General features: G+C 63.0%; 26 protein-coding genes and 1 riboswitch. Of the genes, 19 read left to right on the top strand and 7 right to left on the bottom strand.

The features are described from left to right. The first annotated feature begins 45 nt into the window (after positions 1 to 45). The 10 genes from ONR57_RS09595 to ONR57_RS09640 all read left to right on the top strand — a co-directional run bounded on the left by ONR57_RS09595 (position 46) and on the right by ONR57_RS09640 (position 7,344). Positions 46 to 228 carry a hypothetical protein gene (locus ONR57_RS09595; RefSeq protein ID WP_265123054.1) on the top strand — a complete coding sequence of 61 codons (183 nt, stop codon included), beginning with the start codon at positions 46 to 48 and terminating at the stop codon, positions 226 to 228. A gap of 68 nt (positions 229 to 296) precedes the next feature. After that, positions 297 to 680: a helix-turn-helix domain-containing protein gene (locus tag ONR57_RS09600; RefSeq protein ID WP_265123374.1), complete on the top strand. Its 384-nt coding sequence runs from the start codon at positions 297 to 299 to the stop codon at positions 678 to 680. A gap of 49 nt (positions 681 to 729) precedes the next feature. After that, positions 730 to 1,182 carry a VOC family protein gene (locus ONR57_RS09605; RefSeq protein ID WP_265123055.1) on the top strand — a complete coding sequence of 151 codons (453 nt, stop codon included), beginning with the start codon at positions 730 to 732 and terminating at the stop codon, positions 1,180 to 1,182. A gap of 26 nt (positions 1,183 to 1,208) precedes the next feature. After that, positions 1,209 to 2,153: a non-homologous end-joining DNA ligase gene (ligD, locus tag ONR57_RS09610; protein ID WP_265123056.1), complete on the top strand. Its 945-nt coding sequence runs from the start codon at positions 1,209 to 1,211 to the stop codon at positions 2,151 to 2,153. Between the two features lie 16 nt (positions 2,154 to 2,169). Beyond that, a riboswitch (cobalamin riboswitch) is annotated at positions 2,170 to 2,361 on the top strand. Positions 2,362 to 2,389: 28 nt separating this feature from the next. Next, positions 2,390 to 3,433, top strand: coding sequence for an ABC transporter substrate-binding protein (locus tag ONR57_RS09615; protein ID WP_265123057.1), 1,044 nt, complete (start codon positions 2,390 to 2,392; stop codon positions 3,431 to 3,433). 2 nt (positions 3,434 to 3,435) lie between these two features. Then, on the top strand, positions 3,436 to 4,500 hold the full coding sequence (locus tag ONR57_RS09620) for an iron ABC transporter permease (protein WP_265123059.1): 1,065 nt from the start codon (positions 3,436 to 3,438) through the stop codon (positions 4,498 to 4,500). Then, positions 4,497 to 5,549, top strand: coding sequence for an iron chelate uptake ABC transporter family permease subunit (locus ONR57_RS09625; protein ID WP_265123061.1), 1,053 nt, complete (start codon positions 4,497 to 4,499; stop codon positions 5,547 to 5,549). The genes ONR57_RS09620 and ONR57_RS09625 overlap by 4 nt, the downstream gene beginning before the upstream one ends. Beyond that, positions 5,546 to 6,334 carry an ABC transporter ATP-binding protein gene (locus ONR57_RS09630; RefSeq protein WP_265123063.1) on the top strand — a complete coding sequence of 263 codons (789 nt, stop codon included), beginning with the start codon at positions 5,546 to 5,548 and terminating at the stop codon, positions 6,332 to 6,334. The genes ONR57_RS09625 and ONR57_RS09630 overlap by 4 nt, the downstream gene beginning before the upstream one ends. Then, entirely contained in the window at positions 6,331 to 6,942 is a 612-nt protein-coding gene (locus ONR57_RS09635; RefSeq protein ID WP_265123065.1) for a ferredoxin, read from the top strand. The genes ONR57_RS09630 and ONR57_RS09635 overlap by 4 nt, the downstream gene beginning before the upstream one ends. Before the next feature lie 153 nt (positions 6,943 to 7,095). Next, complete coding sequence (locus ONR57_RS09640) at positions 7,096 to 7,344, top strand: hypothetical protein (protein ID WP_265123066.1); 249 nt, start codon at positions 7,096 to 7,098, stop codon at positions 7,342 to 7,344. A gap of 41 nt (positions 7,345 to 7,385) precedes the next feature. Here ONR57_RS09640 and lpdA read toward each other — a convergent pair whose 3' ends face one another. Then, the gene (gene lpdA, locus ONR57_RS09645) at positions 7,386 to 8,741 is read right to left on the bottom strand and encodes a dihydrolipoyl dehydrogenase (protein WP_265123068.1); all 1,356 of its coding nucleotides are present in this window, start codon (positions 8,739 to 8,741) and stop codon (positions 7,386 to 7,388) included. Continuing rightward, on the bottom strand, positions 8,738 to 9,682 hold the full coding sequence (gene lipA / locus ONR57_RS09650) for a lipoyl synthase (protein ID WP_265123069.1): 945 nt from the start codon (positions 9,680 to 9,682) through the stop codon (positions 8,738 to 8,740). The genes lpdA and lipA overlap by 4 nt, the downstream gene beginning before the upstream one ends. A 266-nt stretch (positions 9,683 to 9,948) precedes the next feature. On the opposite strand from lipA, the gene ONR57_RS09655 reads away from it, so the two are divergent. The 8 genes from ONR57_RS09655 to ONR57_RS09690 all read left to right on the top strand — a co-directional run bounded on the left by ONR57_RS09655 (position 9,949) and on the right by ONR57_RS09690 (position 17,553). Then, positions 9,949 to 10,443: an acyl-CoA thioesterase gene (locus ONR57_RS09655; RefSeq protein ID WP_265123070.1), complete on the top strand. Its 495-nt coding sequence runs from the start codon at positions 9,949 to 9,951 to the stop codon at positions 10,441 to 10,443. Positions 10,444 to 10,592: 149 nt separating this feature from the next. Continuing rightward, positions 10,593 to 11,375: an acetoin reductase gene (locus ONR57_RS09660; protein WP_265123071.1), complete on the top strand. Its 783-nt coding sequence runs from the start codon at positions 10,593 to 10,595 to the stop codon at positions 11,373 to 11,375. 63 nt (positions 11,376 to 11,438) lie between these two features. Next, a complete protein-coding gene (locus ONR57_RS09665) occupies positions 11,439 to 12,518 on the top strand; it encodes an ATP-NAD kinase family protein (RefSeq protein ID WP_265123072.1) in 1,080 nt (359 codons plus the stop codon). Then, on the top strand, positions 12,518 to 13,534 hold the full coding sequence (locus ONR57_RS09670; protein WP_265123073.1) for a thiamine pyrophosphate-dependent dehydrogenase E1 component subunit alpha: 1,017 nt from the start codon (positions 12,518 to 12,520) through the stop codon (positions 13,532 to 13,534). The genes ONR57_RS09665 and ONR57_RS09670 overlap by 1 nt, the downstream gene beginning before the upstream one ends. A gap of 27 nt (positions 13,535 to 13,561) precedes the next feature. After that, entirely contained in the window at positions 13,562 to 14,578 is a 1,017-nt protein-coding gene (locus tag ONR57_RS09675; protein WP_265123074.1) for an alpha-ketoacid dehydrogenase subunit beta, read from the top strand. Further along, positions 14,579 to 15,676 carry an acetoin dehydrogenase dihydrolipoyllysine-residue acetyltransferase subunit gene (locus tag ONR57_RS09680; RefSeq protein WP_265123075.1) on the top strand — a complete coding sequence of 366 codons (1,098 nt, stop codon included), beginning with the start codon at positions 14,579 to 14,581 and terminating at the stop codon, positions 15,674 to 15,676. A 21-nt stretch (positions 15,677 to 15,697) separates the two neighbouring features. Further along, a complete protein-coding gene (locus ONR57_RS09685; RefSeq protein ID WP_265123076.1) occupies positions 15,698 to 16,990 on the top strand; it encodes a helix-turn-helix domain-containing protein in 1,293 nt (430 codons plus the stop codon). Between the two features lie 101 nt (positions 16,991 to 17,091). Continuing rightward, a complete protein-coding gene (locus ONR57_RS09690) occupies positions 17,092 to 17,553 on the top strand; it encodes a pyridoxamine 5'-phosphate oxidase family protein (protein WP_265123077.1) in 462 nt (153 codons plus the stop codon). On the opposite strand, the gene ONR57_RS09695 is transcribed toward ONR57_RS09690, so the two are convergent. Then, on the bottom strand, positions 17,540 to 18,112 hold the full coding sequence (locus ONR57_RS09695) for a TetR/AcrR family transcriptional regulator (protein WP_265123078.1): 573 nt from the start codon (positions 18,110 to 18,112) through the stop codon (positions 17,540 to 17,542). The two genes, ONR57_RS09690 and ONR57_RS09695, sit on opposite strands and share 14 nt — an antisense overlap. Positions 18,113 to 18,350: 238 nt before the next feature. On the opposite strand from ONR57_RS09695, the gene ONR57_RS09700 reads away from it, so the two are divergent. Beyond that, a complete protein-coding gene (locus ONR57_RS09700) occupies positions 18,351 to 18,968 on the top strand; it encodes a class I SAM-dependent methyltransferase (protein ID WP_265123079.1) in 618 nt (205 codons plus the stop codon). A 42-nt stretch (positions 18,969 to 19,010) separates the two neighbouring features. Here ONR57_RS09700 and ONR57_RS09705 read toward each other — a convergent pair whose 3' ends face one another. The 4 genes from ONR57_RS09705 to ONR57_RS09720 form a co-directional block, all read right to left on the bottom strand. Next, a complete protein-coding gene (locus tag ONR57_RS09705; protein WP_265123080.1) occupies positions 19,011 to 19,496 on the bottom strand; it encodes a DUF779 domain-containing protein in 486 nt (161 codons plus the stop codon). Further along, a complete protein-coding gene (gene adh / locus ONR57_RS09710; RefSeq protein WP_265123081.1) occupies positions 19,496 to 21,019 on the bottom strand; it encodes an aldehyde dehydrogenase in 1,524 nt (507 codons plus the stop codon). Before adh ends, ONR57_RS09705 begins: the two co-directional genes overlap by 1 nt. A 78-nt stretch (positions 21,020 to 21,097) precedes the next feature. Further along, the gene (locus ONR57_RS09715) at positions 21,098 to 22,393 is read right to left on the bottom strand and encodes a transcriptional regulator (RefSeq protein ID WP_265123082.1); all 1,296 of its coding nucleotides are present in this window, start codon (positions 22,391 to 22,393) and stop codon (positions 21,098 to 21,100) included. Positions 22,394 to 22,455: 62 nt separating this feature from the next. After that, positions 22,456 to 23,502 carry a 2,3-butanediol dehydrogenase gene (locus tag ONR57_RS09720; RefSeq protein ID WP_265123083.1) on the bottom strand — a complete coding sequence of 349 codons (1,047 nt, stop codon included), beginning with the start codon at positions 23,500 to 23,502 and terminating at the stop codon, positions 22,456 to 22,458. Positions 23,503 to 23,635: the final 133 nt, after the last annotated feature.

A 23,635-nucleotide genomic window follows, 5' to 3' on the forward strand; every position in this document is an offset into this window, starting at 1 on the left:
CAGCGGTAGTGGTTTCAGTGGAGCACGCTCGGGTAGCGCTACCGTATGGCTGAATATCGGATCATCAACTCGAAGCAGGAAGTCGTCGAGAGCACGAAGCTGCACGATGCGACGGAAGCCGTCGAGTGGTTCCGCAAGAACCTCCCGGAGGACTCGCTCGGCTATCGGCTGCAGGTCCTCACGGATGATGGCGATTGGGAGATGCTCGACGAGACGGAGAGCAGGTAGGCCTGCCGGAACCTCCCACGTGTAACGTCGTATAGGTGGGACGGTCGGTTGAGGAATCCAATCGGCGCATGCTCCGGGCGCGCGACATGATCGACCGCGCCTTCGCCGAGGAACTGGACGTGTGCGCCCTTGCGCGGACCGCGCACGCGTCGGAAGCGCATTTCATCCGCACGTTCAAAGAGACGTTCGGTGAAACACCGCACCGGTATCTCCAGCGGCGGCGTATAGAGCGGTCGATGTTCCTGCTGCGTGAAACCAGCCGCAGCGTCACCGACATCTGCTTCGCTGTCGGCTTTTCCAGTCTCGGCACGTTCAGCCGGACGTTTCGCGCAATCATGGGCGAATCCCCCACGGAATACCGGCGTCACGCAGTCGGCCTGCCGCCCGCACCGACATGTTTCGTCATGGGGTGGAGCCGGCCCAGCACCGAGCTCACACCGCCCGCAGAGTGAGCAGTTTTGGAGAAGCGGCCACGTTGATGTGCTCCGTAATGTCACGGACATGGCAGATCAATTAGTAACTGGAACAACCCATTCACAGCTGTTCGTTCTCGATCAGGATGAGGCGCTGGACTTCTACGTCGGCAAACTCGGCCTTGAAGTGCAGTCCGATGCGGATATGGGCTTCATGCGCTGGCTCACCGTAGCGGTGCCTGGCAACGAGCGTCACGAGATCCTCCTCATCAAACCGGGCCCTCCGAACCATGATGAGGCCACGGCGGAACTCGTTCGCGAACTACTCACGAAGGGCGCCTTGGGTACGGTCATTTTCGGGACGGATGACTGCCACAAGACCTTCGACGAACTCACCAAGAAGGGTGTCGAGTTCACGCAAGAGCCGGTTAAGCGTTTCTACGGCATCGATTGCGCGTTGCGGGACCCGTTCGGCAATCACGTACGAATTACTCAGCGTGCCTCAGAACCTGTCCAGGTGCCCACCAATCCGCGGTTCTGACGCGTACCACCGGCTACGCTCCGAGTATGGCCAAGGCCGCTTCGGAAGCACCGGTGGAACTCGAGATCGGCGATCGCGTCGTCACGCTGTCCAGTCCTGACCGCGTGTATTTTTCGCTTCGCGGCGAGACGAAACTGGACCTCGCGAAGTACTACATGTCCGTCGGGGACGGCATAGTCCGCGCGTTGAGGGAGCGTCCGTGCATGTTGCACCGCTTCCCCGACGGCGTCGACGGGCAGAAAGTGCATCAGAAGCGGCTCCCGCGCGGCGCACCGCCGTGGGTCGAGACGGTGCGCTTGCATTTCCCCCGCTACAACCGCACCGCCGATGAACTGTGCGTTACCGAACTCGGCAGCGTCATCTGGGCCGTCCAGATGTCGACTGTCGAGTTTCACCCGTGGAACTCAAGGCGAGCCGACACCGAGAAGCCTGACGAGTGGCGGATCGACTTAGACCCGATGCCGGAATGTCCGTTCTCACGAGTCCGCCGGGCTGCGGAAGTAAGCCATGAGATACTCGACGAACTCGGTGCGGCCGGCTGGCCGAAAACCTCGGGCGGCCACGGACTTCATATCTACGTTCGCATCAAGCCAGAGCATGGATTCACTGAGGTGCGGCGCGCGGCTTTGGCTTTCGCGCGTGAAGTGGAGCGCCGGCTCCCGGATGACGTCACCACCGCATGGTGGCGACGCGACCGCGCTCCGACGGATCTTTTCGTCGACTACAACCAGAACGCTCGCGACCACACGATGGCTGCAGCCTATTCGGTGCGAGGCAACCCGCGCGGAACGGTATCGGCGCCGTTGCGCTGGAACGAAATCCCCGACGCCGAGCCTAATGACTTCACCATCGCGACTATGCCGGAACGATTCGCCGCCCTCGGCGACCTCCACGAAGGTATTGACGACGCGGTGTTTGACATCGCGCCACTGCTGGAATGGGCAGACCGCGACGACCACGAGGAAGAGTGATACGAGCTGCCCCTGCTACTGTCATAGCTGCCATGGTGCTCGGGAAATCGGTGTGAAACCGGTGCGGCCCTCGCCACTGTGATCGGGAGTGATTGTTCGTTCCGTGCTGAATATGGCACGGAGTCACTGCGGCCCATCGCCGCGGGAAGGCAGAACAGTCGCGCACGTCCCGTCAGCCAGGAGACCGGCCACGGCCAGCGTTACCCGATTCCACGAGGACCTGGAAGGCGGTCACTATGACCAACTCTGCTTTGGCGTACCTGCGTACCAGTGCGCTACTCACAACCGCAGCCATTGCGCTGAGCGCATGCGGGACCACCGAGCCTGAGCCCGCCGCGCACACCGGCGCGGGCGACAGCCGTGACAACTGCGGGCTTGACATCGCCGTCGACGAACCGCCACAGCGTATCTACGCGGCGTACCAGCCAGCAATCGAAGTGGCACACGCGCTCGGCGTCGGAGACCGATTGATTGGCACTGCGTTTCTCGACTCAGCAGTGCTGCCCGAGTACGAGTCCGCACAGGCGGGTGCACCCTACGTGGAGAGCTTGCCGAGCCGGGACGAACTGCTCGCGCTCAGCCCTGATTTCGTCCTTTCCGGGTTCAATGGCGTGTCCGCCGAGTCGTCCCAAAGCAGTGTCGGGACGCGCGGCAGCCTCCACGACCTTGGTATCGACACGTGGATACTCAGCCCCCTCTGCCCGAGCGCAGACGGTCTCGCGGACGAGGCGATCGATCCGGCCACAGTCCGGTTCGACAACATCTACGCTGACCTGCGCGATCTCGGTGCGCTCTGGGGGGTGGAAGAGCAAGCGGAGACCGTGATCGCCGACCTCGAAGCGCGGATCTCAGCAGTTCGTGAGGCCGTCGACGGCGCGGACCGGCCAACCGTCGCTGTGGTGACTCCACGCGCTGATGGGACCTTCAGCGCGGCTAGCGGCATCGATTTCGTCTCCCAGATCATTGAGGCCGCTGGCGGTGAAAACGTGTTCGGCGACCTCACAGAGCGGCGCAACATTCCGATCGGTGCTGAAGAGCTCATTCAGCGCAATCCCGACATCATCCTGACCAGTACGTGCTGCGATGCCGCCTACACTCGCGATGACGCGTTGCCCGACGTCGAAAAGATCGTTACCAACCCGGCTTTCGCAAACTTGAGTGCCGTGCGGAACGAGACGGTGTTTCCGTTTCTGTTCGCTGATCGCGCCGCGAGCGTTCGGGCCGCCCACTCGACAGAATTGGTGGCCCAACTGATCCATCCTGATCTGTTCGGGGAGTAACCGTGGTCGGTGTGGCGCCCTCGCCGCAGCGCAATGCGCGAACGCAACGACATGCCGCGGGCGTCGCGAAGCGAGGGTTCACGCGCAGCGCGGGCCTGCTGGTCGCGGCGTCATTACTCGCTGCGACCTGCGTGGCATCGATCCTGATCGGCAATCACCCACTCAGCCTGGAGGAGGCTGTGCGGGCCTTCACTGATTTCCAGGGATCTGACACCGACCGGGTCGTTCGGTACATCCGGTTGCCGCGTACGCTAGCGGGCCTGCTCGCCGGTATCGCGCTGGGTCTCGCCGGGGCAGTTATGCAGGGTCTCACGCGCAACCCGCTTGCGGGCCCAGGAATCCTCGGTATCAACGCGGGCGCCGCCTTCGCCGTTGTCATCGCCTTGAGCGCGCTTGGGGTCACCGCGCTAACCGGCTACATCTGGTTCGCGTTCCTGGGCGCGGCCGTCGCGGCGGTGTTCGTGTACTTCTTGGGATCGCTCGGCTATGGCGGCACGACACCCGTGAAGCTGGCGCTGGCCGGTGCGGCATTTGCCGCGCTGGTCGGCTCACTGACGACCGCCATCACCCTGCTCAACCGGGGCACGTTTGACGACTACCGCTTTTGGGTGGTCGGGTCGCTGACCCGCGCTGACCTCGCCTCGATATCCGCTGTCGCCCCGTTCATGCTGGCGGGTGCGCTGCTGGCGTTCGCGGTAGCGCGCACCCTCAATTCGATCGCGCTCGGTGATGACATGGCCCGTACCCTGGGCTCGCGCCTGATCCTGGTGCGAGTTTGTGGAGCTCTGAGCGTTGTCCTCCTCGCTGGCGCTGCAACGGCAATCGCCGGCCCCATCGGGTTCATCGGTCTCGTGGTGCCACATATTGCGCGCGCCCTGAGTGGTCCGGATTACCGCTGGATTCTCGCGTGGGGCGTCGTCCTTGCACCGACGGTCTTGTTGATCGCCGACATCGCCGGCCGGATCGCCGTGGCACCCCAGGAAGTGCAGGTGGGGATCGTGACCGCACTCGTGGGGGCGCCGTTCTTCCTCTACCTGGTCCGTAACAGGAAGGTGGCCAAGCTATGACCGCGCTGCCCACAGGCACCATTCTCATACGCACCCACGACCACCGAATAGTGTTCCGTGCGCACCGCCGGTCGATGGTCGTCACCGCGACGCTGACAGTGCTCACGACGGCGGTCGCACTCTGGTCACTGACGGTCGGTCATTTCCCGCTGACCGCAGCGGACGTGATGCGGGTACTCACCGGCGGCGGCACTGTGATCGAAAACAACGTGCTCTTCAGCGATCGGATGCCGCGCGTCACGGTTGCACTGCTCACCGGTGCAGCGTTCGCGTTGTCTGGTGCGATTCTGCAGCGGATCGCCTCGAATCCACTCGTCAGCCCGGACGTCATCGGTATCAACGCGGGCGCGGCGTTCGGTGCACTGATCGTCATTACCGTGATCGGCGGCGCCGGCCTCAGCATCGTGGCCGGCGCACTGACAGGCGCACTGCTGACCATCGGTCTGATCCTGGCGATCGCTAACAAGAATGGGCTCACGGGCTACCGGCTCGTGCTCGTCGGCATCGGGGTCACCGCGATGCTGTCGTCGATGATTGCCCTGGTCCTCACTCGGGCGAACATTTACCAGGCACACACGGCCGCGATGTGGCTGACCGGCAGCCTTGCAAACCGCGCCTGGACGCACGCGCTGATAATCGGGGTTGCGTGCGGCGTGCTCGTGCCCGCTTTGCTCCTGCTGTCCCGGTCGCTGCAGCTGCTCGAACTGGGTGACGAACTCGCTCACACACTGTCCGGGCAACGAGGCGGGAACCGCGTCCCGCTGGTGATCGTCGCCGTTGGATTGGCTGCGATGGCCACGGCAGCTGCCGGGCCCATCGGATTCGTCGCGCTTGTCGCCCCACAGATCGTGCGCCGACTGCTCAAAGAGCGCAGCCCCGGGCTTGTTCCTGCCGCGGCGGCTGGGGCAGCGCTCGTCGTCAGCGCTGACCTTGCTGCCCGCACTCTCTTCCCGGCTGAACTGCCGGTCGGTGTGGTGACCGCGATCATCGGGGCGCCTGTGCTCGTCTACCTCCTCGCCCGCGCAACCAGAATCGGACACGCAGGATGACATCCCAGCTAGCAACCACGAACCTCAGCCTTGGCTACGGTAGCGACCGCACAGTCACTGACGTCAGTGTGGTCTTCCCGCCGGAGCAGACGACGGTCGTCGTCGGGCCCAACGGATGCGGCAAGTCAACGCTGCTGCGCGGCCTCGCCCGTCTGCTGAAACCACAGTACGGTGCGGTTCTCCTCGACGGCGTCAACATCAAGGACCTGCCCGCACGCACCTTCGCGCAGCGGTTAGGAATGCTCCCTCAGCAGCCAATCGCCCCCGACGGCATCACCGTCGCTGACCTCGTCGCGCGCGGGCGCCACCCGCATCAGCGATGGTTCCGGCAATGGAGCGACGACGATAACCTCGCCGTAAAGCGTGCGATGGATGCGACGGGTGTCACGGGGCTGTCCGAACGAAGTATTGACGAGCTGTCGGGCGGCCAGAAGCAACGCGTGTGGATTGCTCTCGCCCTCGCTCAGGGACCAAGCATCATGTTGCTCGACGAGCCGACCACCTTTCTCGATCTCGCACATCAAATAGACGTGCTCGACCTGCTCCGCGGCCTTGAAGACCGCACGATCGTCGCTGTTCTGCATGACCTCAATCAGGCCGCGCGATACGCGGACCACCTCATTGCCATGAAGGACGGCCGAGTCGTCGCGCAGGGCGCGCCCGCCGAAGTCGTGCGCCCCGAGATAGTCGAGGAGGTTTTTGGCCTGTCGTGCGTTGTGATCAGCGACCCGCTTACTGGCACTCCCCTCGTAGTGCCAGCCAGCCGGAAGGTCAAGGCGCAATGAGAAGCATCATCCTGGTGGCGCGTCCCACCCCGTCCGGAGTCGACATCCCCTCGGTCGCACGGCTAGCGGAACGCGTGGGTGCGGATTACGCACTTCTGGACCACGAGGAACCGTCCATTCACACCAAACTCGATGAGGCGGCGAAGCGCGGGAGCGCGGTCACACTGGTGCCGCTGGGGATACCCCGTGATCGCTATCTGGAGACGTGGATAGCCCGTGCGGTAGCGAATTGGCGTGAGACGAGGGACTTACCTCTTGAGATCACGCTGACGAAAGGAGTCGACACCACGGAGGCTTTCGCCGCCCTCGTAGCCCGGCACGTTGAGGACGGCGGGGAGCCGATCACCGCGAGCCCGGGCGCTTTCCGCAGCCCTGCCTGGTCCGAGATACCGCAGCACGACAAACATATGCTGGTCTGCCGCGGCCCGCGCTGCACCGTCTATGGTGCCGGTGCTGTGCACCGCTCGTTGAAGCGCGCATTCCCAGACGCACTGATTACCCCAACCGGTTGCCTGACACCCTGCAACTTGGGGCCACTGGTGATCACCTATCCGGACGGTGAGTGGCATTGCAGGGTGAGCCCGTTTGACGAAATCGACACAAAATAATTACAACAATCCGCTATAAATAATGCGTACTTGCTCAAATTAATCAGAATAAGTCATAAAATTCAAATTGCATAAGCAGCCCGCTATTCTGGTAGTAGGCAAACACTTGCCTGGTCGGGGCGAGAGATCACCTTACATATACAGGAGGCGATCATGTCACTCTCGGCAAAGTCACGCACCAGCCTCATCGCGGCAGCCGCGGCAACCGCATTAGTGCTAAGCCCCGCGGCGGCCAGCGCGTGGTCATTCGGCCTGGGCGGCAGCGCCGGCGGCGGCGGATCAGTCAGTTGCTGCAAGAGCGGCGGCGGTTCAGTCGGCGGCGATGTCAACGTCGGCGGCAGTCTAGGAAAGTGGTCAGCGGGCGGCGGCGGCAGCGCCTCGCTCAATTTCGGCTGGGGCTGATACAACACCGCTAATTGCGGCCAGTGACAGTCTGGCCGCAATTAGTCATGCATGTGAAATGGTTTCCCGGCAAGCGCCATAAACGCTTCCCCCAGGGCTTCACTTTGGGTCGGGTGTGCGTGAATGACCTGCGCGGCCTGGCGCACCCCGCAACCGAGGCCAAGTAAAGCCTGAGCCTCTCCGATGAGTTCACTAACCCGCTCGCCAACAAGGTGGACGCCAAGAATCTCACCCGCTGCTGAGCCGACGAGTTTCACGCCACCGCTGGTGCCGAGGATTTGGCTTTTGCCGTTGCCAGCGAGATCGTAGGTCACGGTGCGAACGTCCGGATACCGCTGTTTCGCTTGTGCTTCAGTGAGGCCAACCGCCGCCGTTTCCGGCCGGGAGTAGCTCACTCGCGGCATCTTGGCATCATCGATTGGTTCGGGTTTCAGCCCAGCGATGTCTTCCGCAACAAAAATGCCGTGCTGATAGCCCCGGTGCGCGAGCTGCGGGCCGGTAACGATATCGCCTGCGGCGTAGACACCTGGCATATTAGTTCGCAGCCGCTCATCGGTCGCTACGAAACCGTGTTCAAGGGTGATCCCCGTCGTCTCAAGTCCCTCGGTACTGGGACCACGCCCCACGGCGACCAACAGCACTTCGGCTTCAAGCTTTTCCCCGGACTCGAGGGTGACCGTGACCCAATCGTCGTGCTCTGCGACGTCCGCCACCACTGCCCGTGTCTTACCGGTAATACCGCGCCGGCGGAATGCACGCGCAACATATTTCGATACAAACTCGTCTTCGCCCGGAAGCAGCCGGTCCATCGCCTCTACCACCGTGACGCTGACACCAAGCGACGCCCAGGCGCTCGCGAACTCACACCCGATCACGCCGCCGCCAAGAACGATCGCGTCGTCGGGAAGATAACCGAGATCGAGCGCGCCATCACTGGTCATCACCCGGTCACCAAGCTGAGTACCAGCGGGAACCTTCGGATACGACCCGGTGGCCAGAACAAGATGGCTGCCGGTCACTATACGGCCGTCTACCGTCACCTCGCGGGGCCCAGTCACTTGTCCCTCGCCCTCTATCACTGTGATGCCGTGCGCGGTGATGAGTCCTCGCAGTCCACTAAACAGCCTGTCCACGACCGCATCCCGGTACTTCCGCACTCCGCCCATATCGACGTCGGGAGTCGCGCCCTTAATCCCGAATGTCGCGGCGTCACGCACGACATCGGCCGTCTCGGCGGCATGCAACAACGCTTTCGTGGGGATGCAGCCCTTGTGTAAACAGGTGCCGCCGATTTTCCCTGATTCGATCAGCGTGACGGGCATGCTCAATCCGGCGGCGCGAAGCGCGGTGGCGTACCCAGCGGATCCACCACCGAGAATGACAACATCGCTGGTCATAGCTGCTCCTTAGTGAGAAGAGAAAGCGCGTCCCGAGCCTGCGCGTATAGCCGGCCCGCACGGTACGACGAACGAACAAGCGGACCGGACATCACGCCAAGAAACCCAATCGCGCTCGCCGCATCCGCCAGTTCGGCGAACTCTTCTGGCGGAACCCAGCGTTGCACCGGGAAATGGCGCGGCGACGGCCGCAAGTACTGCGTAATAGTGATCAGATGACAGCCCGCGGCATGCAGGTCACGCAGCGCCTCCTCAACCTCATGACGCTTCTCACCGAGTCCGAGAATGAGATTGGACTTTGTGACAAGACCGCGGTCCGCGGCGGCAGTGAGCACATCAAGTGAACGCTGATAGGTGAACGCCGGACGGATGCGCCGGAACAGCCGGGGAACTGTTTCGACATTGTGCGCGAGCACCTGCGGGCCGGCATCGAAAACATACCCGACGAGTTCTGGAACGCCGCTGAAGTCGGGAATCAGCAACTCGACGGACGTTTCTGGGCTGTGCGCACGGACCTGACGTACCGTTTCGGCGTATAGCCAGGCCCCCTGATCAGGCAGATCGTCACGAGCCACGCCCGTGATTGTGGCGTAGCGCAACCCCATCGAGGCGATGGACTCGGCGACGCGGCGCGGCTCATCACGGTCCAGGCCAGCGGGCTTTCCGGTATCGATCTGGCAGAAGTCGCAGCGGCGCGTGCACTGGTCACCGCCAATGAGAAAGGTCGCTTCGCGGTCCTCCCAGCACTCGAAGATGTTCGGGCACGCGGCTTCCTGACAGACCGTATGCAGGCCTTCGCGTTCCACAAGGGCGTGGAGAGACCGATACTCCGGACCCGTGCGCATTCTGGTGCGTATCCACGGAGGTTTCGCCTCGATCGGTGTTTGCGCGTTACGTACCTCGAGTCGCAGCAGGCGGCGCCCTTCCGGTGTGGCAGTCATAGCGGCGAAGGTAGAACGTGACGTGTACCACGCTCAACATCGTCTCGGCCCCCGGCGCAATCAGTGCTGGTGAGCGCCGCCTGCAACCCCGCGCAACGCGCAGAACTGCCGCGCAACCGCAGTCATCCGAAGTGAAAAGACCCACTTACTCAGCAGTAACCTCAGATCACCGGACATACTGGGTGCCACGCCGGTCCATCCGGGTTGCACCCGCGTAATCGACGCATCGCCGCGCGCGCACCGACTCCCCTCGCAAGGAAGGCGCTATGAGCGATCGTCAGCGAACCCTGTACATGACCGTTTTGATGACCCCAGATTCCGCCAACTTCAGCGGCAACGTCCACGGCGGAACGATTCTGAAGCACCTCGACGAGGTGGCGTACGCGTGCGCAAGCCGCTACGCGGGCACGTACGTGGTGACCCTCTCGGTCGATCAGGTTGTGTTCCGGCAGCCGGTGCACGTCGGCGAGCTCGTCACATTCTCCGCCTCAATCAACTGCACCGGCCGGACCTCGATGGAGGTCGGCATCCGAGTAGAAACACAGAACATCCGCACCGGAAAGATACGGCACACCAACAGCTCGTACTTCACGATGGTCGCGGTCGACGACTTCGGCAAACCCACTCCGGTGCCACAGTTCGAGCCGCAAACCAGTCTGGAGCGGCAGCGATTTGAGGCTGCCAAGCGGCGCCGTGCTGCCCGCAAAGCGGAAGCCTCCGCCCCGTCTCCAAATCCATCTGTGCTGGTCACCGGCAACTAGCTAATTTCGGGCGTTTCAGATGACGCCCGTAGATGGATCCTGGCCGGGGGTGCAGGGGCTGCAACCCCCTGCAACTCTGTCAGCTGTATCTCACGTCACATAGAACGGACTCCAGCGCCCAGCACAACGCTGCGCGGGAAGGAGTCCTGATGAGCACCATTCACGGCAAAGTCGCCCTGGTGACAGGGGGCGGGCGCGGCATCGGCCGAGCAATCGCGCTGCGCCTCGCCGATGACGGAGCGGACATCGCGCTCGTCGACACCAACGAACGAAACATCGAAGCCGTCGCTGCCGAAATCCGCGAGCGCGGCAAGAAAGCCACCACGGTCGTGGCCGACGTCAGTTCACGTCAGCAACTTTATGACGCCGTCGACCACGCTGAGTCGGCGCTCGGCGGCTTCGACATTATGGTCAACAACGCCGGGATCGCCCAGGTGCAGCCACTCTCTGCCGTCACCGAAGCGGAAGTACGCACCATCCTCGGCGTCAACCTCGAAGGCGTGCTGTGGGGCATTCAAGCCGCAGCGAAGAAGTTCAAGGAACGCAACCAGCCCGGCAAAATCATCAACGCGTCCTCGATCGCCGGCCACGATGGCTTCGCCATGCTCGGTGTCTATTCAGCGACAAAATTCGCGGTCCGCGCGCTCACTCAAGCAGCCGCCAAGGAATACGCCGCCGACGGAATCACCGTCAACTCGTACTGCCCCGGCATCGTCGGCACCGACATGTGGGTGGAGATCGACGAGCGGTTCGCCGAACTCACCGGCGCACTGAAAGGCGCGACTTACAAGCAGTACGTGGAAGGCATCGCCCTCGGCCGGGCGGAAACACCAGACGACGTCGCCGGCTTCGTGTCCTACCTCGCGAGTCCAGACGCTGACTACATGACGGGGCAGAGTCCCATCATCGACGGCGGCCTGATCTACCGCTGAGCCATGCAACCCCTCGCAACCCCCTTCCCCGTGTCCTGGGTCACATAGAAAAGAAGTGTGAGAATGCACGAGCAGCCCGTTGTCCCTGGCAGCGCGATCGGCATCATCCCCAACCCGATGTCGGGACGCGACATTCGCAGACTCATCGCTCAGGCCTCGGTGTTCCCCAACACCGAAAAGTCCTCGATGGTGCTGCGTATCATCCGCGCGGCCGGGGCGCTCGGCGTCGAAAAGGTGATGATGTCGACGGATAAGTTCGGCATCGCTGCCGGTGTGCTGCGCGAAATTGAACGTCTGAAGAACGCGGCCCGCTCACAGCACATCCGCTGGCCGTACGTCGAATTTCTCACACTCGATGCCGTCACCGAAACAGCCCGAGACACAACCAGATACACCGAGAAGATTGCAGCCGAATGCGCGGCCGCAGTCGTTCTCCTCGGCGGCGACGGCACCATGCGTGCGGCGGCGCCAGCACTCGGGAACACGCCGATGCTCGCGCTTAGTACGGGGACGAACAACGCGTTTCCCGTCATGATCGAAGCCACTGTCGCCGGTATGGCGGCGGGGCTCATCGCAACTGGTCAGGCTCCCGCACCAGCGACGCGCAGCAAGCTGCTGCATGTCACGGTCACACGCACCAACGGAACCTCCGTGCGTGAAGTCGCGCTCGTCGACGTGTGCGTGAACTCGCTGAGCGATATTGGTTCACGCGCGCTGTGGAAGCCGGACACCCTCCGTGAGCTCTACTGCACTTTCGCAGAACCCCACGCGATCGGGTTGTCCGCAATCGCCGGGCAGCTCCACCCGGTCGGTCGTCATGCCCACAACGGAGTGGGGGTGACGCTCTCCCGTGAAGGCGACACGATCCTTGCACCGATCGCGCCCGGTCTACTCGAGCCGGTCACCGTCAGCCGCGCATACCCACTGGCACCCGGCGTACCGCATCTCGTCGCCGCGGGCAGCGGCACTATCGCGCTCGACGGTGAGCGCGAGATCGAATTCGGGCCAGCCGATCACGTCACCGTGACGCTCGAGCACGACGGGCCGTACGTCATCGACGTGGCCGCCACCCTTTCCCACAACAGTCGGCCAGAAACGGCCCCACACCAAGTCCCCGAAGAAGTCACAGCAGGGAGGTCCTGATGACGCAAACACTGTCTTCGCTGGGTCCAGATGCATCCGGTGCAACTGGGCTCAGCGAATCCCAACTTCTCGACGCCTACCGGACGATGCGGACTATCCGCGCGTTCGAGGACCGCGTGCACGACGAATTCGCCACTGGCGACATCCCTGGGTTCGTTCACCTGTATGCCGGTGAGGAAGCGTCGGCGACGGGTGTCTGCGCGCACCTCGAACCCGGCCGCGACACCATTGCGTCGACCCATCGCGGCCACGGGCACTGCATCGCGAAAGGCGTTGACGTCAAACCGATGATGGCCGAGATCTTCGGCAAAAGAACCGGCTCTTGCCACGGCAAAGGCGGCTCGATGCATATCGCCGATCTGTCAAAAGGCATGCTCGGCGCGAATGGCATCGTCGGCGGCGGCCCGCCGCTGATCTGCGGTACCGCGCTCGCTGCAAAGCTCAAGGGCGACGGTGGCGTTGGTGTCGCGTTCTTCGGTGATGGCGCCTCTAACCAGGGCACGACGCTCGAAGCGATGAACCTCGCATCCGTCTGGAACCTCCCTGCAATCTTTGTCGCCGAAAACAACGGGTATGCCGAGGCAACGAGCTCAACCTGGTCAGTTTCCGCCGATAACATCGCGGACCGAGCCGCCGGATTCGGGATGCCCGGGGTGATCGTGGATGGCTTCGACTTCTTCGCCGTGTACGAGGCCGCGGGTGAAGCGATCGCACGGGCACGAGAGGGCGGCGGCCCCACTCTCATCGAAGTGAAGTTCACTCGCTACTACGGCCACTTCGAAGGTGACCAGCAGACTTACCGCGCGAAGGACGAAGTCGCCAACGCGAAAGAAAACCTCGACTGCCTGAAGCGGTTCCGCCGCCGTGTCACTGAAACCGGCCGCCTCAGCAATGAGCAGCTCGACCTCGTCGACTCCCAGGTCGCGCAGCTCATCGATGAGTCCGTCGAAGAAGCCAAAGCCGCACCTGTGCCCACCCCCGAGGACGTACTCACCGACGTCTACGTCAAATACTGACCTGCCTGAGTGAGAGGAACCACAGAAATGGCTAGCCGTAAGCTCAGCTACCGTGAGGCGATCAACGAGGCGCTCCGCCAGGAGATGGAGCGCGACGAATCCGTCGTCGTCATGGGTGAGGACAATGCGGGCGGTGCTGGTGCACCTGGCGAGGACGACGCGTGGGGCGGTGTCCTCGGTGTCACCAAAGGTCTGTACGAGAAGTTCCCCGGCCGCGTCCTGGACACCCCGATTACCGAGTCCGCCTTTATCGGCGCCGCCGTGGGTGCAGCCACGCGTGGCATGCGTCCCGTCGCGGAACTGATGTTCATCGACTTCGCCGGGGTCTGCCTGGACCAGATCATGAATCAGGCCGCGAAGTTCCGGTACATGTTCGGTGGCAAGGCTGTCACCCCCGTGACGATCCGCGCCATGTACGGAGCCGGATTGCGCGCAGCGGCCCAACACTCGCAGGCGCTCTACCCCATCTTCACGCACCTGCCAGGGCTGAAGGTGGTGTTGCCGTCGAGTCCCTACGAAGCGAAGGGGCTGTTGATTCAATCGATCCGGGACAACGACCCGGTAATCTTCCTCGAGCACAAAGCCATGTACGACAGCACCGGCGAGGTACCGGAGGAGTCGTACACCATCCCGTTCGGTGAAGCGAACGTCGCCCGGGAAGGCGACGACGTCACGATCGTTGCGCTCGGCCGCATGGTCGGCTTCGCGCTCGACGCCGCGAAAGACCTCGAAGGTTCGGGAGTCAGCGCTGAAGTCATCGACCCGCGCACAGTAAGCCCGCTCGACCTTGACACCATCCTCGAGTCCGTGGAGAACACCGGACGCCTCGTTGTGGTTGATGAAGCGAGCCCGCGCTGCAACATCGCGACAGACATCTCGGCGCAAGTGGTTCAAGAGGCTTTCGGTGATCTCAAGGCGCCCATCAAGATGGTGAGCCCGCCGCATACTCCGGTGCCGTTTGCTGAGTCGCTCGAGGACGCATACATCCCGTCCGTACAGGACATCGTGAATGCGGCGAAATCCGTCGCTGATTGGAGCAAATAGATGAGCGACATCCAGCGCGTCACCATGCCAAAGTGGGGACTGTCGATGGAGTCGGGCAAGGTCACGGAATGGCTGGTCAAACCAGGCGATACGATCGCCGAGGGCGACCCGATCTGCGAGATCGACACCGACAAGATCGCCGGTGAACTCGAATCCACGTGGGAGGGCACAGTTCGCGCCCTCGTCGTGGAGGTGAACGAAGACGTGCCGGTTGGCGGCACAATCGCGGTCGTCGCTCCCACCGAGGTGTCCGACGATGAGATCAATGCCGTTGTGGCGGAAGCTCGAGAGCAACTCGCTGCCGGTGGCATCGAGGACGATTCTGGGCCGAAGCTCGCGACCGTCACCGTCCATGACCGGCAGATCTCCTACGCATCGCTCGGCGAAGGCGATGGCACGCCGATTGTGTTTGTCCACGGCTACGGTGGTGACAAGAACTCCTGGCTGTTCGTGCAGGAACCGCTTTCTGCTGATCGCGTGACGTACGCGCTTGACTTGCCTGGCCATGGTGCATCGTCGAAAGATGTGGGTGATGGCTCCCTGGAGGGCCTCGCGAAGTCGGTACTCGGTTTCCTCGATGAACTCGGCCTGGACAAGGCCCATCTCGTCGCACATTCGATGGGCGGCGCGGTGGCCGTAATCGCGGCCGGCCATGCACCCGACCGCGTTGCTTCGCTGACGCTGATCTCCCCCGCCGGTCTGGGGCCCGAGATCAACACCTCGTACATCGAGGGCTTCGCGTCTGCCGAGACGCGGCGAGAACTGAAGCCGCATTTGCAGCAGCTGTTCGCGGATGCGGGTCTGGTGAACCGCCAGTTAATCGATGACCTGCTGAAATACAAACGCCTCGACGGTGTCGACGAAGCGCTGTCGAAGCTCTCGACCACACTGACGAGCGGAAATGTCAGCGTCGCGGACGAGCTGACCCGCTTCAGCGGACAGGTCGTGGTGGTGTGGGGTGCCGCGGACAAGATCGTGCCAATCTCGAATGCGGCCGGTCTGAGCGACGTTCGCCAAATCGAGGAAGTCGGACACATGGCACACATGGAGTCCCCAACCTCAGTTGTCAGCGCTATTCGCGACGCACTTACGGTGTGATGTGGGGCACAATGAGAGGTGATGACCGATACGATGCCTGAACCGGCAGTAGCGGCGGGGGAAGATCCCCGCCGCTATGCACAACTGCTTTCTAGCGTCTACGACGCGGTGATGACGGGCGCCCGTCCACCGGCCCGTCCGCGCGAGATTGTCGCGGATTCCTGGCGGCGCCTGCAGCGCATCGGGATCAACCCCGACCATGGCGCAACGGCCCGGCCCGTGAGCGGCGACGAACTGGACGAGCTGCGGAAAGCGTCCGGGCTAGCGGAAGTGTACGACGGCATTTCACATGCGCTGGAAAGCATCACGGCCGACACCGAGAACATACTCGTGGTTGCCGACCGCGCGGGCCGAGTCCTGTGGCGAGCGGGCCCGAGCCCGGTACTCACGCATGCGGACCGGCTCGGCTTCATTCTCGGGGCAAACTGGTCAGAATCTACTGTCGGCACCAATGCGATCGGTACGGCGCTCGTGTCCCGCCGTTCGGTTCAGATCTTCTCCGCCGAGCATTACGTGCGCACGCATCATGCGTGGACGTGTGCGGGCGCACCCGTCCGTGATCCCCGCGACGGGCGGGTGCTCGGCGCCATAGATGTGAGTGGGCCAGCGCGGACGGTGCATCCCACAACGATCGCACTGGTCGATGCTGTGGCGAAGCTGACGGAATCGCAGCTGCGCGAGGTTCATAGAAAGTCCCTTGACCGGCTGCGCGCCGTGGCCGCCCCGGTGCTCGCCAAGTCGGGCGGGCCTGCGCTGGCAATTGACGCGCACGGCTGGGTCGCAGCAGTGGAAGGCATCGCACCGCAAAACCGGCTCGCGCTGCCCGACCAGCTCACGGCCGGGCAAACCTGGCTGCCGGCGCTCGGGTTGTGTGTCTGCGAGCCGATCCCCGGTGGCTGGCTCGTCCGCCCCGCCCGGGAGGGGGCGCAGGACATTCAGCCAACGTCGGTCGACATCGACCTGCGGACGAACTCGCCGCAACTCACCGTCGCGGGACCTTGCGGCAACTGGACCACCACACTGACTCCGCGCCACGCTGAAATTCTCTACATACTCGCCACGCATCGCGCGGGCTGCACCGCGCGTCAGCTCGCGGAACACCTCTTCGGTGATCCGAGCCGTGCGGTGACCGTGCGGGCTGAACTGCTGCGGCTGCGCCGCCACCTCGGCGCGGTTGTTCTGGGGCAGCCGTACCGCTTCGATCCGGGTGCGCACGTGGCCGTGCAGATTCCGGACGATCCGGCACAACTGCTGCCCGCCTCGATCGCACCCGCTGTAGTGCTGGCGAAAACGGAACTCACCCCCGCAGGCTAAGAAATCATCCAGGGGTGGCGAAGCGCCGTTTACATGATTGCGCTGGCAGCAGTTGGCCTGCGAGAGTCAGAGTGGTTCGCAGCAAAGAGAGCGGAGTACTGATGACACAACCTGCCACACAGAAGCGCGGTCGCCGGATCGCGATGACGAAAGAGGAACTAGACGCGTTCCTCGCAGAGGAGCGCACCTGCCGGGTCGCGACCGTTAGCCCTTCAGGACCGCACGTCACCCCGTTGTGGTTTGTGTGGGACGGTGATTTTCTCTGGATCTACTCGCTGACCAAAAGTCAGCGCTGGACGGACGCTGTGCGTGACCCCCGCGTCGCGGTCGCCGTTGACGCAGGCATCGAATACATGGAGCTTCGCGGCGTTGAGATCGTCGGGGAAGTCGAGGTGGTGGGTGAAGCGCCGCGCAAGGGAGCCGACGTCCCGGAGCTGACGCAACCGGAATCGCTGTTCGCAAAGAAGTACTTCGGCATCGAGGACATGCCACACGATGGACGCCACGGCTGGCTTCGCCTGCGTCCTGCAACGATCCGCAGCTGGGACTTCAGGAAGCTGTGATCCGGGCAGCCAGGTCCTGTATCCGTGCGTCAAGCTCAGCGGGTGACACCTTGCACTCAGCGGCAAGGCGGCGCCGCAACAGCGCATAGCCGACCATAAGCGCAACCAGCAGGGCATACAGTGCTGCAGGGTCAAAGTCGGCACGTAGTCGCCCCAATTGTTGTTCACGCTCGAAGGTGCGCTGTATGGCGCCCGCGCTGAACAGCAGCGCGCCCGGTGGCTGCCCGTCCAGCAGCAGCAGAGCCAATGCTCGGAAGGCATCGTGTCGCCCGGCCGCCGCTTTCAGCATCTGGGTGGTCAGGGCCGCCACCGTGGTCTGCGGGACGAGGCTTGGCACCAGATTCGAATCGACGTACTGGTTGAGAGCCTCGCTGATCAGGCTTCGGCCGGTCCCAAAATAGTGGTACACGAGCCCCCGATTCACACCGGCAGCTTCAGCGATCTTCCGGATGCTGAATCCCTGCAAGGGACCCTCGCGCAGCACAACGGCCGCGGCTGCCTGTTCGAGAAGTTCGGCTGTCTTGTCCTGGACAAATGCTGGTCCTGCGCCCCGCCACATAGCAATCCCCCCTGTTGGCTCGGGGCCATTATGCGTCAGAGGTCGGACAAAAACGGCGGCCCGGCAGTCCCGGCACCTCACCGAGCGGTTTAGCACATCGCTAAACCAGCAGATGCGGTATTGGGTTCCTGCCGCCCGCGCCTGAGACCCCTGTTTAATCCGGCGGTTTAGCACATCGCTAAAGGGCGTGCAGCGACTAGGCTTGGCATGTCACACACCCCGCCACAAGGAGGTTGCCATGGGGTTTTACGGTGACCATGTTCTGCCGCGCATTATCAACGTCGCGTGCGGCATGAAAATGAGCGACCCCCAGCGGCGCCGCGTGTGCGCGGACCTGTCGGGCGACGTCGTTGAGATTGGGTTTGGCTCCGGACTCAACGTTCCGTTCTATCCATCGAACCTCCGTAAGGTTGCTGCGATCGAGCCTGCCGATGTTGGTTGGAAGCTCGCACAGAAACGAGTGCGGAATTCGCCCGTCAAAATTGAACGTTCCGGGCTCGACGGGCAGGCCCTCCCGCTGCCCGACAGCAGTTTCGACACAGCACTGTCAACGTGGACGCTCTGCACGATCCCGGATGTCGTGACCGCTCTCAAAGAGGTCCGGCGGGTACTCAAACCTGGCGGCACCTTGCACTTCGTCGAACACGGAAAGGCGCCGGACGCGGACGTCCGGAAATGGCAAGACCGATTGAACCCGATTCAGCAGCGGCTATTCGGCGGCTGCAACTTGAATAGGCCGATCGTCAGCCTTATCGAGGAAGCGGGTTTCACGATCAAAGAAGTCGACCAGTTCTATGAAGATGGCGCGCCCAAATTCATGGGCGCACTATCACTCGGCACCGCGACAGCGTCCTGACACATCCGAAAGGCGCTGCGCTGCTGAACGTTTCCAGATGTGTCAGGACTCCAAACCGGGGACTGGGCAGGCGTCAGCGACGTCGATGACGATCTGCCCAGGCTCCGCTGGCCCCGGTCGTGCGCCAGATTTCCAGCTAGCACCGTCCAGCACCGACTGACCGGCTAGCGTGTCGAGTTCTTCCACTGTGAACGCTCGTCCCCTGCTCAAGAAACGCACACCTTCGGGCGCTTCGAGGCTAAATCCGGACCCGCGACCAGGTACAACGTCAAGGACGAGCTGGGTGTGCTTCCATGCCTCGAACTGTGTACCCGAGATAAAAACGGGAACCCCGTCCGGTACGTCACCGAGTTCGAGCACGCCTAAAAGCACGTCACGCTCCCCGACGATGAAGTCCCCGACGGGGTAGCACATCGGCGCTGAACCGTCACAGCACCCACCAGATTGATGGAGCATTAACGGGCCGTGGCGGCCCGTGAGCTGCCGAAGCAGATCACGAGCCGCCACTGTCATCACCACTCGGTGCATCAGAAGAATCCCTGTGCGCCCGGTGCGTAGGACACCAGCAGATTCTTGGTCTGCTGGTAGTGATCGAGCATCATGGCGTGGTTCTCACGCCCGATGCCTGACTGCTTGTATCCACCGAATGCGGCGTGCGCCGGGTACTGGTGGTAGGTGTTGGTCCAGACACGTCCGGCCTGGATCGCGCGGCCGGCGCGGTAGGCGGTGTCACCGGTTCGCGACCACACACCGGCGCCGAGCCCGTAGAGGGTGTCGTTGGCGATCGAGATCGCGTCATCGAAGTCCTTGAAGGACGTCACCGACACAACGGGACCGAAGATTTCTTCCTGGAAGATGCGCATCTTGTTGTTTCCAGTGAAGATCGTGGGCTGCACGTAGTAGCCGCCCGAAAGGTCGCCACCGAGGTCGGCACGCTCACCACCAGTGAGAAGCTTCGCGCCTTCGCTCTTGCCGATCTCGATGTAGGAGAGGATCTTCTCAAGCTGGTCATTGGATGCCTGCGCGCCGATCATCGTGTCGGTGTCGAGCGGGTTGCCCTGCCGTACCGCTTTGGTGCGGATGGCGGCGAGTTCGAGGAACTCGTCGTAGATGTCCTCCTGAATGAGGGCACGCGACGGGCAGGTGCACACTTCACCCTGGTTCAGCGCGAACATGGTGAAGCCTTCGAGCGCCTTGTCCTGGTACGCGTCGTTTTGCGCCATGACGTCGGAGAAGAAGATGTTGGGGCTCTTGCCGCCGAGCTCCAGCGTCACGGGAATCAGGTTCTCGGACGCGTACTGCATGATGAGACGGCCCGTGGTGGTTTCACCGGTGAAGGCGATCTTCCGGATCCGGTTGCTCGATGCGAGCGGTTTGCCTGCTTCGACACCAAACCCGTTGACGATGTTGACGACACCAGGCGGCAGCAGGTCACCGATCACCGAGATCAGGTACATGATCGATGCTGGTGTCTGCTCAGCGGGCTTCAGCACGACAGCGTTACCTGCCGCGAGGGCGGGAGCGAGCTTCCATACCGCCATGAGGATCGGGAAGTTCCACGGAATGATCTGGCCGACTACACCGAGCGGCTCATGGAAGTGGTAGGCGACGGTGTCATCGTTCAGTTCTGACAGCGAGCCTTCCTGAGCGCGGATCGCGCCTGCGAAGTACCGGAAGTGATCAATCGCCAGCGGAATGTCGGCGTTGAGGGTTTCGCGGATGGGCTTGCCGTTGTCCCATGCTTCCGCGAGCGCGATGGATTCGAGGTTTTCCTCCATGCGGTCAGCGATTTTGTTGAGAATGTTGGCCCGTACGGTAGCTGACGTCTTGCCCCATTTGGGTGCGGCAGCGTGTGCGGCGTCGAGGGCCTTTTCGATGTCGTCAGCGGTGGAGCGAGCTATCTCGATGAATGGCTGGCCGGTCACTGGGGTGACGTTCTCGAAGTACTCGCCCTTCGCGGGCGCTACCCATTCGCCACCGATCCAGTTGTCGTACCGCGACGGGTACGACATCAGCGCGTCGGGTGAACCGGGACGGGAATACTCGGTCATGGACTCCTCCAGTGTTTGTGGGTTGTGATCCACGACACTAGGTGCCATAACGTTGCAACTCAGTTGCACGAACGGGAGCTACCGCGAAAGTTCGCGATCCAGCCGTTCAATCCGGGCCTTGACCTGGCAGAACATTGGGGCAGCCGGATCCAGCGAACTCATGTACGCAGTGAGCGCAGTGATGTCGTCGCGGCCGTGAACCGAGGACGTCCAGCGTGCGAGGAGCTCCGGATCGCCCGCGCGCAACAGCGATGCCTGGACGCGCACATGCAGTTCCTCGCGCAGATCGACGATGCCCGGCGCGTAGGACTCTGGCAGCGCTGGCCCGGTGTAGGCGCGCAACGCGGCACGAACATCGCCGCGGTCGAGCGCTGAACGCACTTCCGCCACGTCTGTGCGCAGATCACATTGCAGGCGATATGGCCGCGACCCCAGCCGGTCCGCACCGATCACCTTCCGCAAGCGTGACAGTTCCGCACGCACCGTGACGTCGTCTAGTTCTTCCTCGTCGAGCAGAACCGCGAGCCGCTGCGACGTCAGCCCTTCGGGGTGCTCCGCGAGCAAGAGCAGGATCTCAGCGTGGCGTCGGGAGAGTTTGTGATGATCGGTCCCCTCATGCAGCACGGGGCGCGCCGCACCCAGCGTCTCCAGCCTGGGCACGGCCTCGGAGAGCCCCTGCGGCGAACGCATCAGGTGCAACCGCAACTCCGTCTCCGCTGCCATGACGGTAGCCCTGACCAGCTGCAGCACTTCAGGCGCCGCGACACGCGGACCGCCCGTGATATCGATAGCGCCGATGATCCGGCCGGACAGCGGATCATGGACCGGCGCAGCGGAGCAACTCCACTCGTGCACAGATCGGTTGAAGTGCTCGGTTCCAAAAATCTGCACCGAGTGGTCGAGCGCGAGCGCAGTGCCCGGCGCGTTTGTGCCGACCCGCTCCTCACTCCAGTCGGCGCCCTCGACGAAACTCATTGACGTTGCGCGTTCACGAGCGCGGCGATCACCCTCCACCCAGAGCAACCTGCCCCGCTCGTCCGACATGGCGACGAGAAGTTCGCTGTCGGCGGCATCTTCGACGAGCAGCTTCCGCACAACCGGACGGATAAGTGACATCGGATGCGCTGCCCGGTATGCGTTGAGCTCGGCGTCGACGAGCAGGTCGGTCTGATTGACCGTCTCGGGAGATATACCCCGCTGCTTCGCGCGCAGCCACGACTCACGAACCACCTGGCGCACCGATGCGGGCGCAGCGCCGTTCGGCGTGGCAAGGAACTCTTGCCACGCCTCCGACAGTTCTCGCGCGAGTTGTGTGACATCGCCGCCCGGCGGCAGCGCGAGCCACGGATTGGCGGCGGACCGCGGTTGCGTCATGAAATTGGGTGCCTCCTCCTCTCCGAGAGTAACCTACGTCACTCCTCTGTAGGGGAGGCCATTCATAAAGCTGGGTCTATCAGGACTTTCATCTTCTTCCCCGCGTGCAGCGCGTGGAAGCCCTCATCGATGACCTGTTCGATCGGAATTGTCGTGACCCAGCCTGTGGTGTCGTAATGCCCTTGCGCCATGAGGCCGATCACGGCTCGGTAGTCATCGCCCGTATAGCAGAGCGACCCCTGGATGCGGGACTCGTTCATCACCAAGTTGAGGAGCGGAGTTTCGAGCGGCTTTTCGTATATCGCGACGCTGACGAGTGCCTTGTGCGCGCCGATGCACTGCAGTGCTGTCGCCACGGCGGGCTGCACACCGGCCGCGTCGTACGCAGCAGCGACACCGTTTCCGCCCGTGTGGTCCCGGATGAACTCCGGTATATCCGTCGCTGCCGGGTCCAGCGTGCGGGCCCCGAGGTTCTCGATCGACGCCCGCCGCACCGGGGAGGGCTCGACCACATACACATCGTCGAGTCCCAGACCCTTCAGCGCGAACCACACGCCGATGCCAATTGGCCCAGCGCCCATCACCAGCGCGGAATCGCCGGGACGAACAGCACCGAGTCTCGCCGCGTGATACGCCACTGACATAGGCTCGACCAGAGCTCCCATCTGCAGTGACACCGACTCTGGGAGTTTGTGCAGCATATTTTGCGGAACGATCGTGGCCTCCGCCATGCCACCGTCGGCCATGAGGCCGTGGAATCCGATCGACTGGCAAATGTTGTAACGCCCAGATTGGCACGGGCCGCACCTGCCGCACCGATAGATCGGCTCGATTGCGACGCGGTCGCCTTCCGCGAAACCCTCCACGCCAGCACCAAGTTCGGTGATGGTTCCGGAGAACTCGTGCCCAAGCACCAGCGGTGCCTGCTTTCCCGTGAGCGCATGCGGCTCGGTAGGGATGAAGATTGGGCCCGCGAAGAATTCGTGAAGATCGGTCCCGCAGATTCCATTGAATCCCACACGGACCTTGACCTCACCTTCTCCCGGCGCCGGTTCCGGGATGTCATCGATGGTGACTTTGTTCGGTCCGTAGTACACAGCAGCGCGCATCAGCGTGTCCTTTCCTCGCGTCGGCTGATTAACTACGTCTATATGAGCTGGATCACACCCCGGGAGAGTTGCACGGAGTTGCAGTTCGCTTGCGGGCCAGTTGCGCACACCTGCAACAATCAGAACACCGTGC

The organism is Hoyosella sp. YIM 151337 (genome assembly GCF_026041215.1).
Classification (GTDB): domain Bacteria; phylum Actinomycetota; class Actinomycetes; order Mycobacteriales; family Mycobacteriaceae; genus Hoyosella.

Coding starts and splice junctions, on each gene's coding strand:
- ONR57_RS09695 (WP_265123078.1), bottom strand. CDS start 18,112: ATGTGGCGGGGCGCAGGACCAGCATTTGTCCAGGACAAGACAGCCGAA.
- ONR57_RS09600 (WP_265123374.1), top strand. CDS start 297: ATGCTCCGGGCGCGCGACATGATCGACCGCGCCTTCGCCGAGGAACTG.
- ONR57_RS09685 (WP_265123076.1), top strand. CDS start 15,698: ATGACCGATACGATGCCTGAACCGGCAGTAGCGGCGGGGGAAGATCCC.
- ONR57_RS09675 (WP_265123074.1), top strand. CDS start 13,562: ATGGCTAGCCGTAAGCTCAGCTACCGTGAGGCGATCAACGAGGCGCTC.
- ONR57_RS09595 (WP_265123054.1), top strand. CDS start 46: ATGGCTGAATATCGGATCATCAACTCGAAGCAGGAAGTCGTCGAGAGC.
- ONR57_RS09635 (WP_265123065.1), top strand. CDS start 6,331: ATGAGAAGCATCATCCTGGTGGCGCGTCCCACCCCGTCCGGAGTCGAC.
- ONR57_RS09680 (WP_265123075.1), top strand. CDS start 14,579: ATGAGCGACATCCAGCGCGTCACCATGCCAAAGTGGGGACTGTCGATG.
- ONR57_RS09670 (WP_265123073.1), top strand. CDS start 12,518: ATGACGCAAACACTGTCTTCGCTGGGTCCAGATGCATCCGGTGCAACT.
- ONR57_RS09655 (WP_265123070.1), top strand. CDS start 9,949: ATGAGCGATCGTCAGCGAACCCTGTACATGACCGTTTTGATGACCCCA.
- ONR57_RS09690 (WP_265123077.1), top strand. CDS start 17,092: ATGACACAACCTGCCACACAGAAGCGCGGTCGCCGGATCGCGATGACG.
- adh (WP_265123081.1), bottom strand. CDS start 21,019: ATGACCGAGTATTCCCGTCCCGGTTCACCCGACGCGCTGATGTCGTAC.
- ONR57_RS09705 (WP_265123080.1), bottom strand. CDS start 19,496: ATGCACCGAGTGGTGATGACAGTGGCGGCTCGTGATCTGCTTCGGCAG.
- lipA (WP_265123069.1), bottom strand. CDS start 9,682: ATGACTGCCACACCGGAAGGGCGCCGCCTGCTGCGACTCGAGGTACGT.
- lpdA (WP_265123068.1), bottom strand. CDS start 8,741: ATGACCAGCGATGTTGTCATTCTCGGTGGTGGATCCGCTGGGTACGCC.
- ONR57_RS09715 (WP_265123082.1), bottom strand. CDS start 22,393: ATGACGCAACCGCGGTCCGCCGCCAATCCGTGGCTCGCGCTGCCGCCG.
- ONR57_RS09605 (WP_265123055.1), top strand. CDS start 730: ATGGCAGATCAATTAGTAACTGGAACAACCCATTCACAGCTGTTCGTT.
- ONR57_RS09630 (WP_265123063.1), top strand. CDS start 5,546: ATGACATCCCAGCTAGCAACCACGAACCTCAGCCTTGGCTACGGTAGC.
- ONR57_RS09625 (WP_265123061.1), top strand. CDS start 4,497: ATGACCGCGCTGCCCACAGGCACCATTCTCATACGCACCCACGACCAC.
- ligD (WP_265123056.1), top strand. CDS start 1,209: ATGGCCAAGGCCGCTTCGGAAGCACCGGTGGAACTCGAGATCGGCGAT.
- ONR57_RS09720 (WP_265123083.1), bottom strand. CDS start 23,502: ATGCGCGCTGCTGTGTACTACGGACCGAACAAAGTCACCATCGATGAC.
- ONR57_RS09665 (WP_265123072.1), top strand. CDS start 11,439: ATGCACGAGCAGCCCGTTGTCCCTGGCAGCGCGATCGGCATCATCCCC.
- ONR57_RS09660 (WP_265123071.1), top strand. CDS start 10,593: ATGAGCACCATTCACGGCAAAGTCGCCCTGGTGACAGGGGGCGGGCGC.
- ONR57_RS09615 (WP_265123057.1), top strand. CDS start 2,390: ATGACCAACTCTGCTTTGGCGTACCTGCGTACCAGTGCGCTACTCACA.
- ONR57_RS09640 (WP_265123066.1), top strand. CDS start 7,096: ATGTCACTCTCGGCAAAGTCACGCACCAGCCTCATCGCGGCAGCCGCG.
- ONR57_RS09700 (WP_265123079.1), top strand. CDS start 18,351: ATGGGGTTTTACGGTGACCATGTTCTGCCGCGCATTATCAACGTCGCG.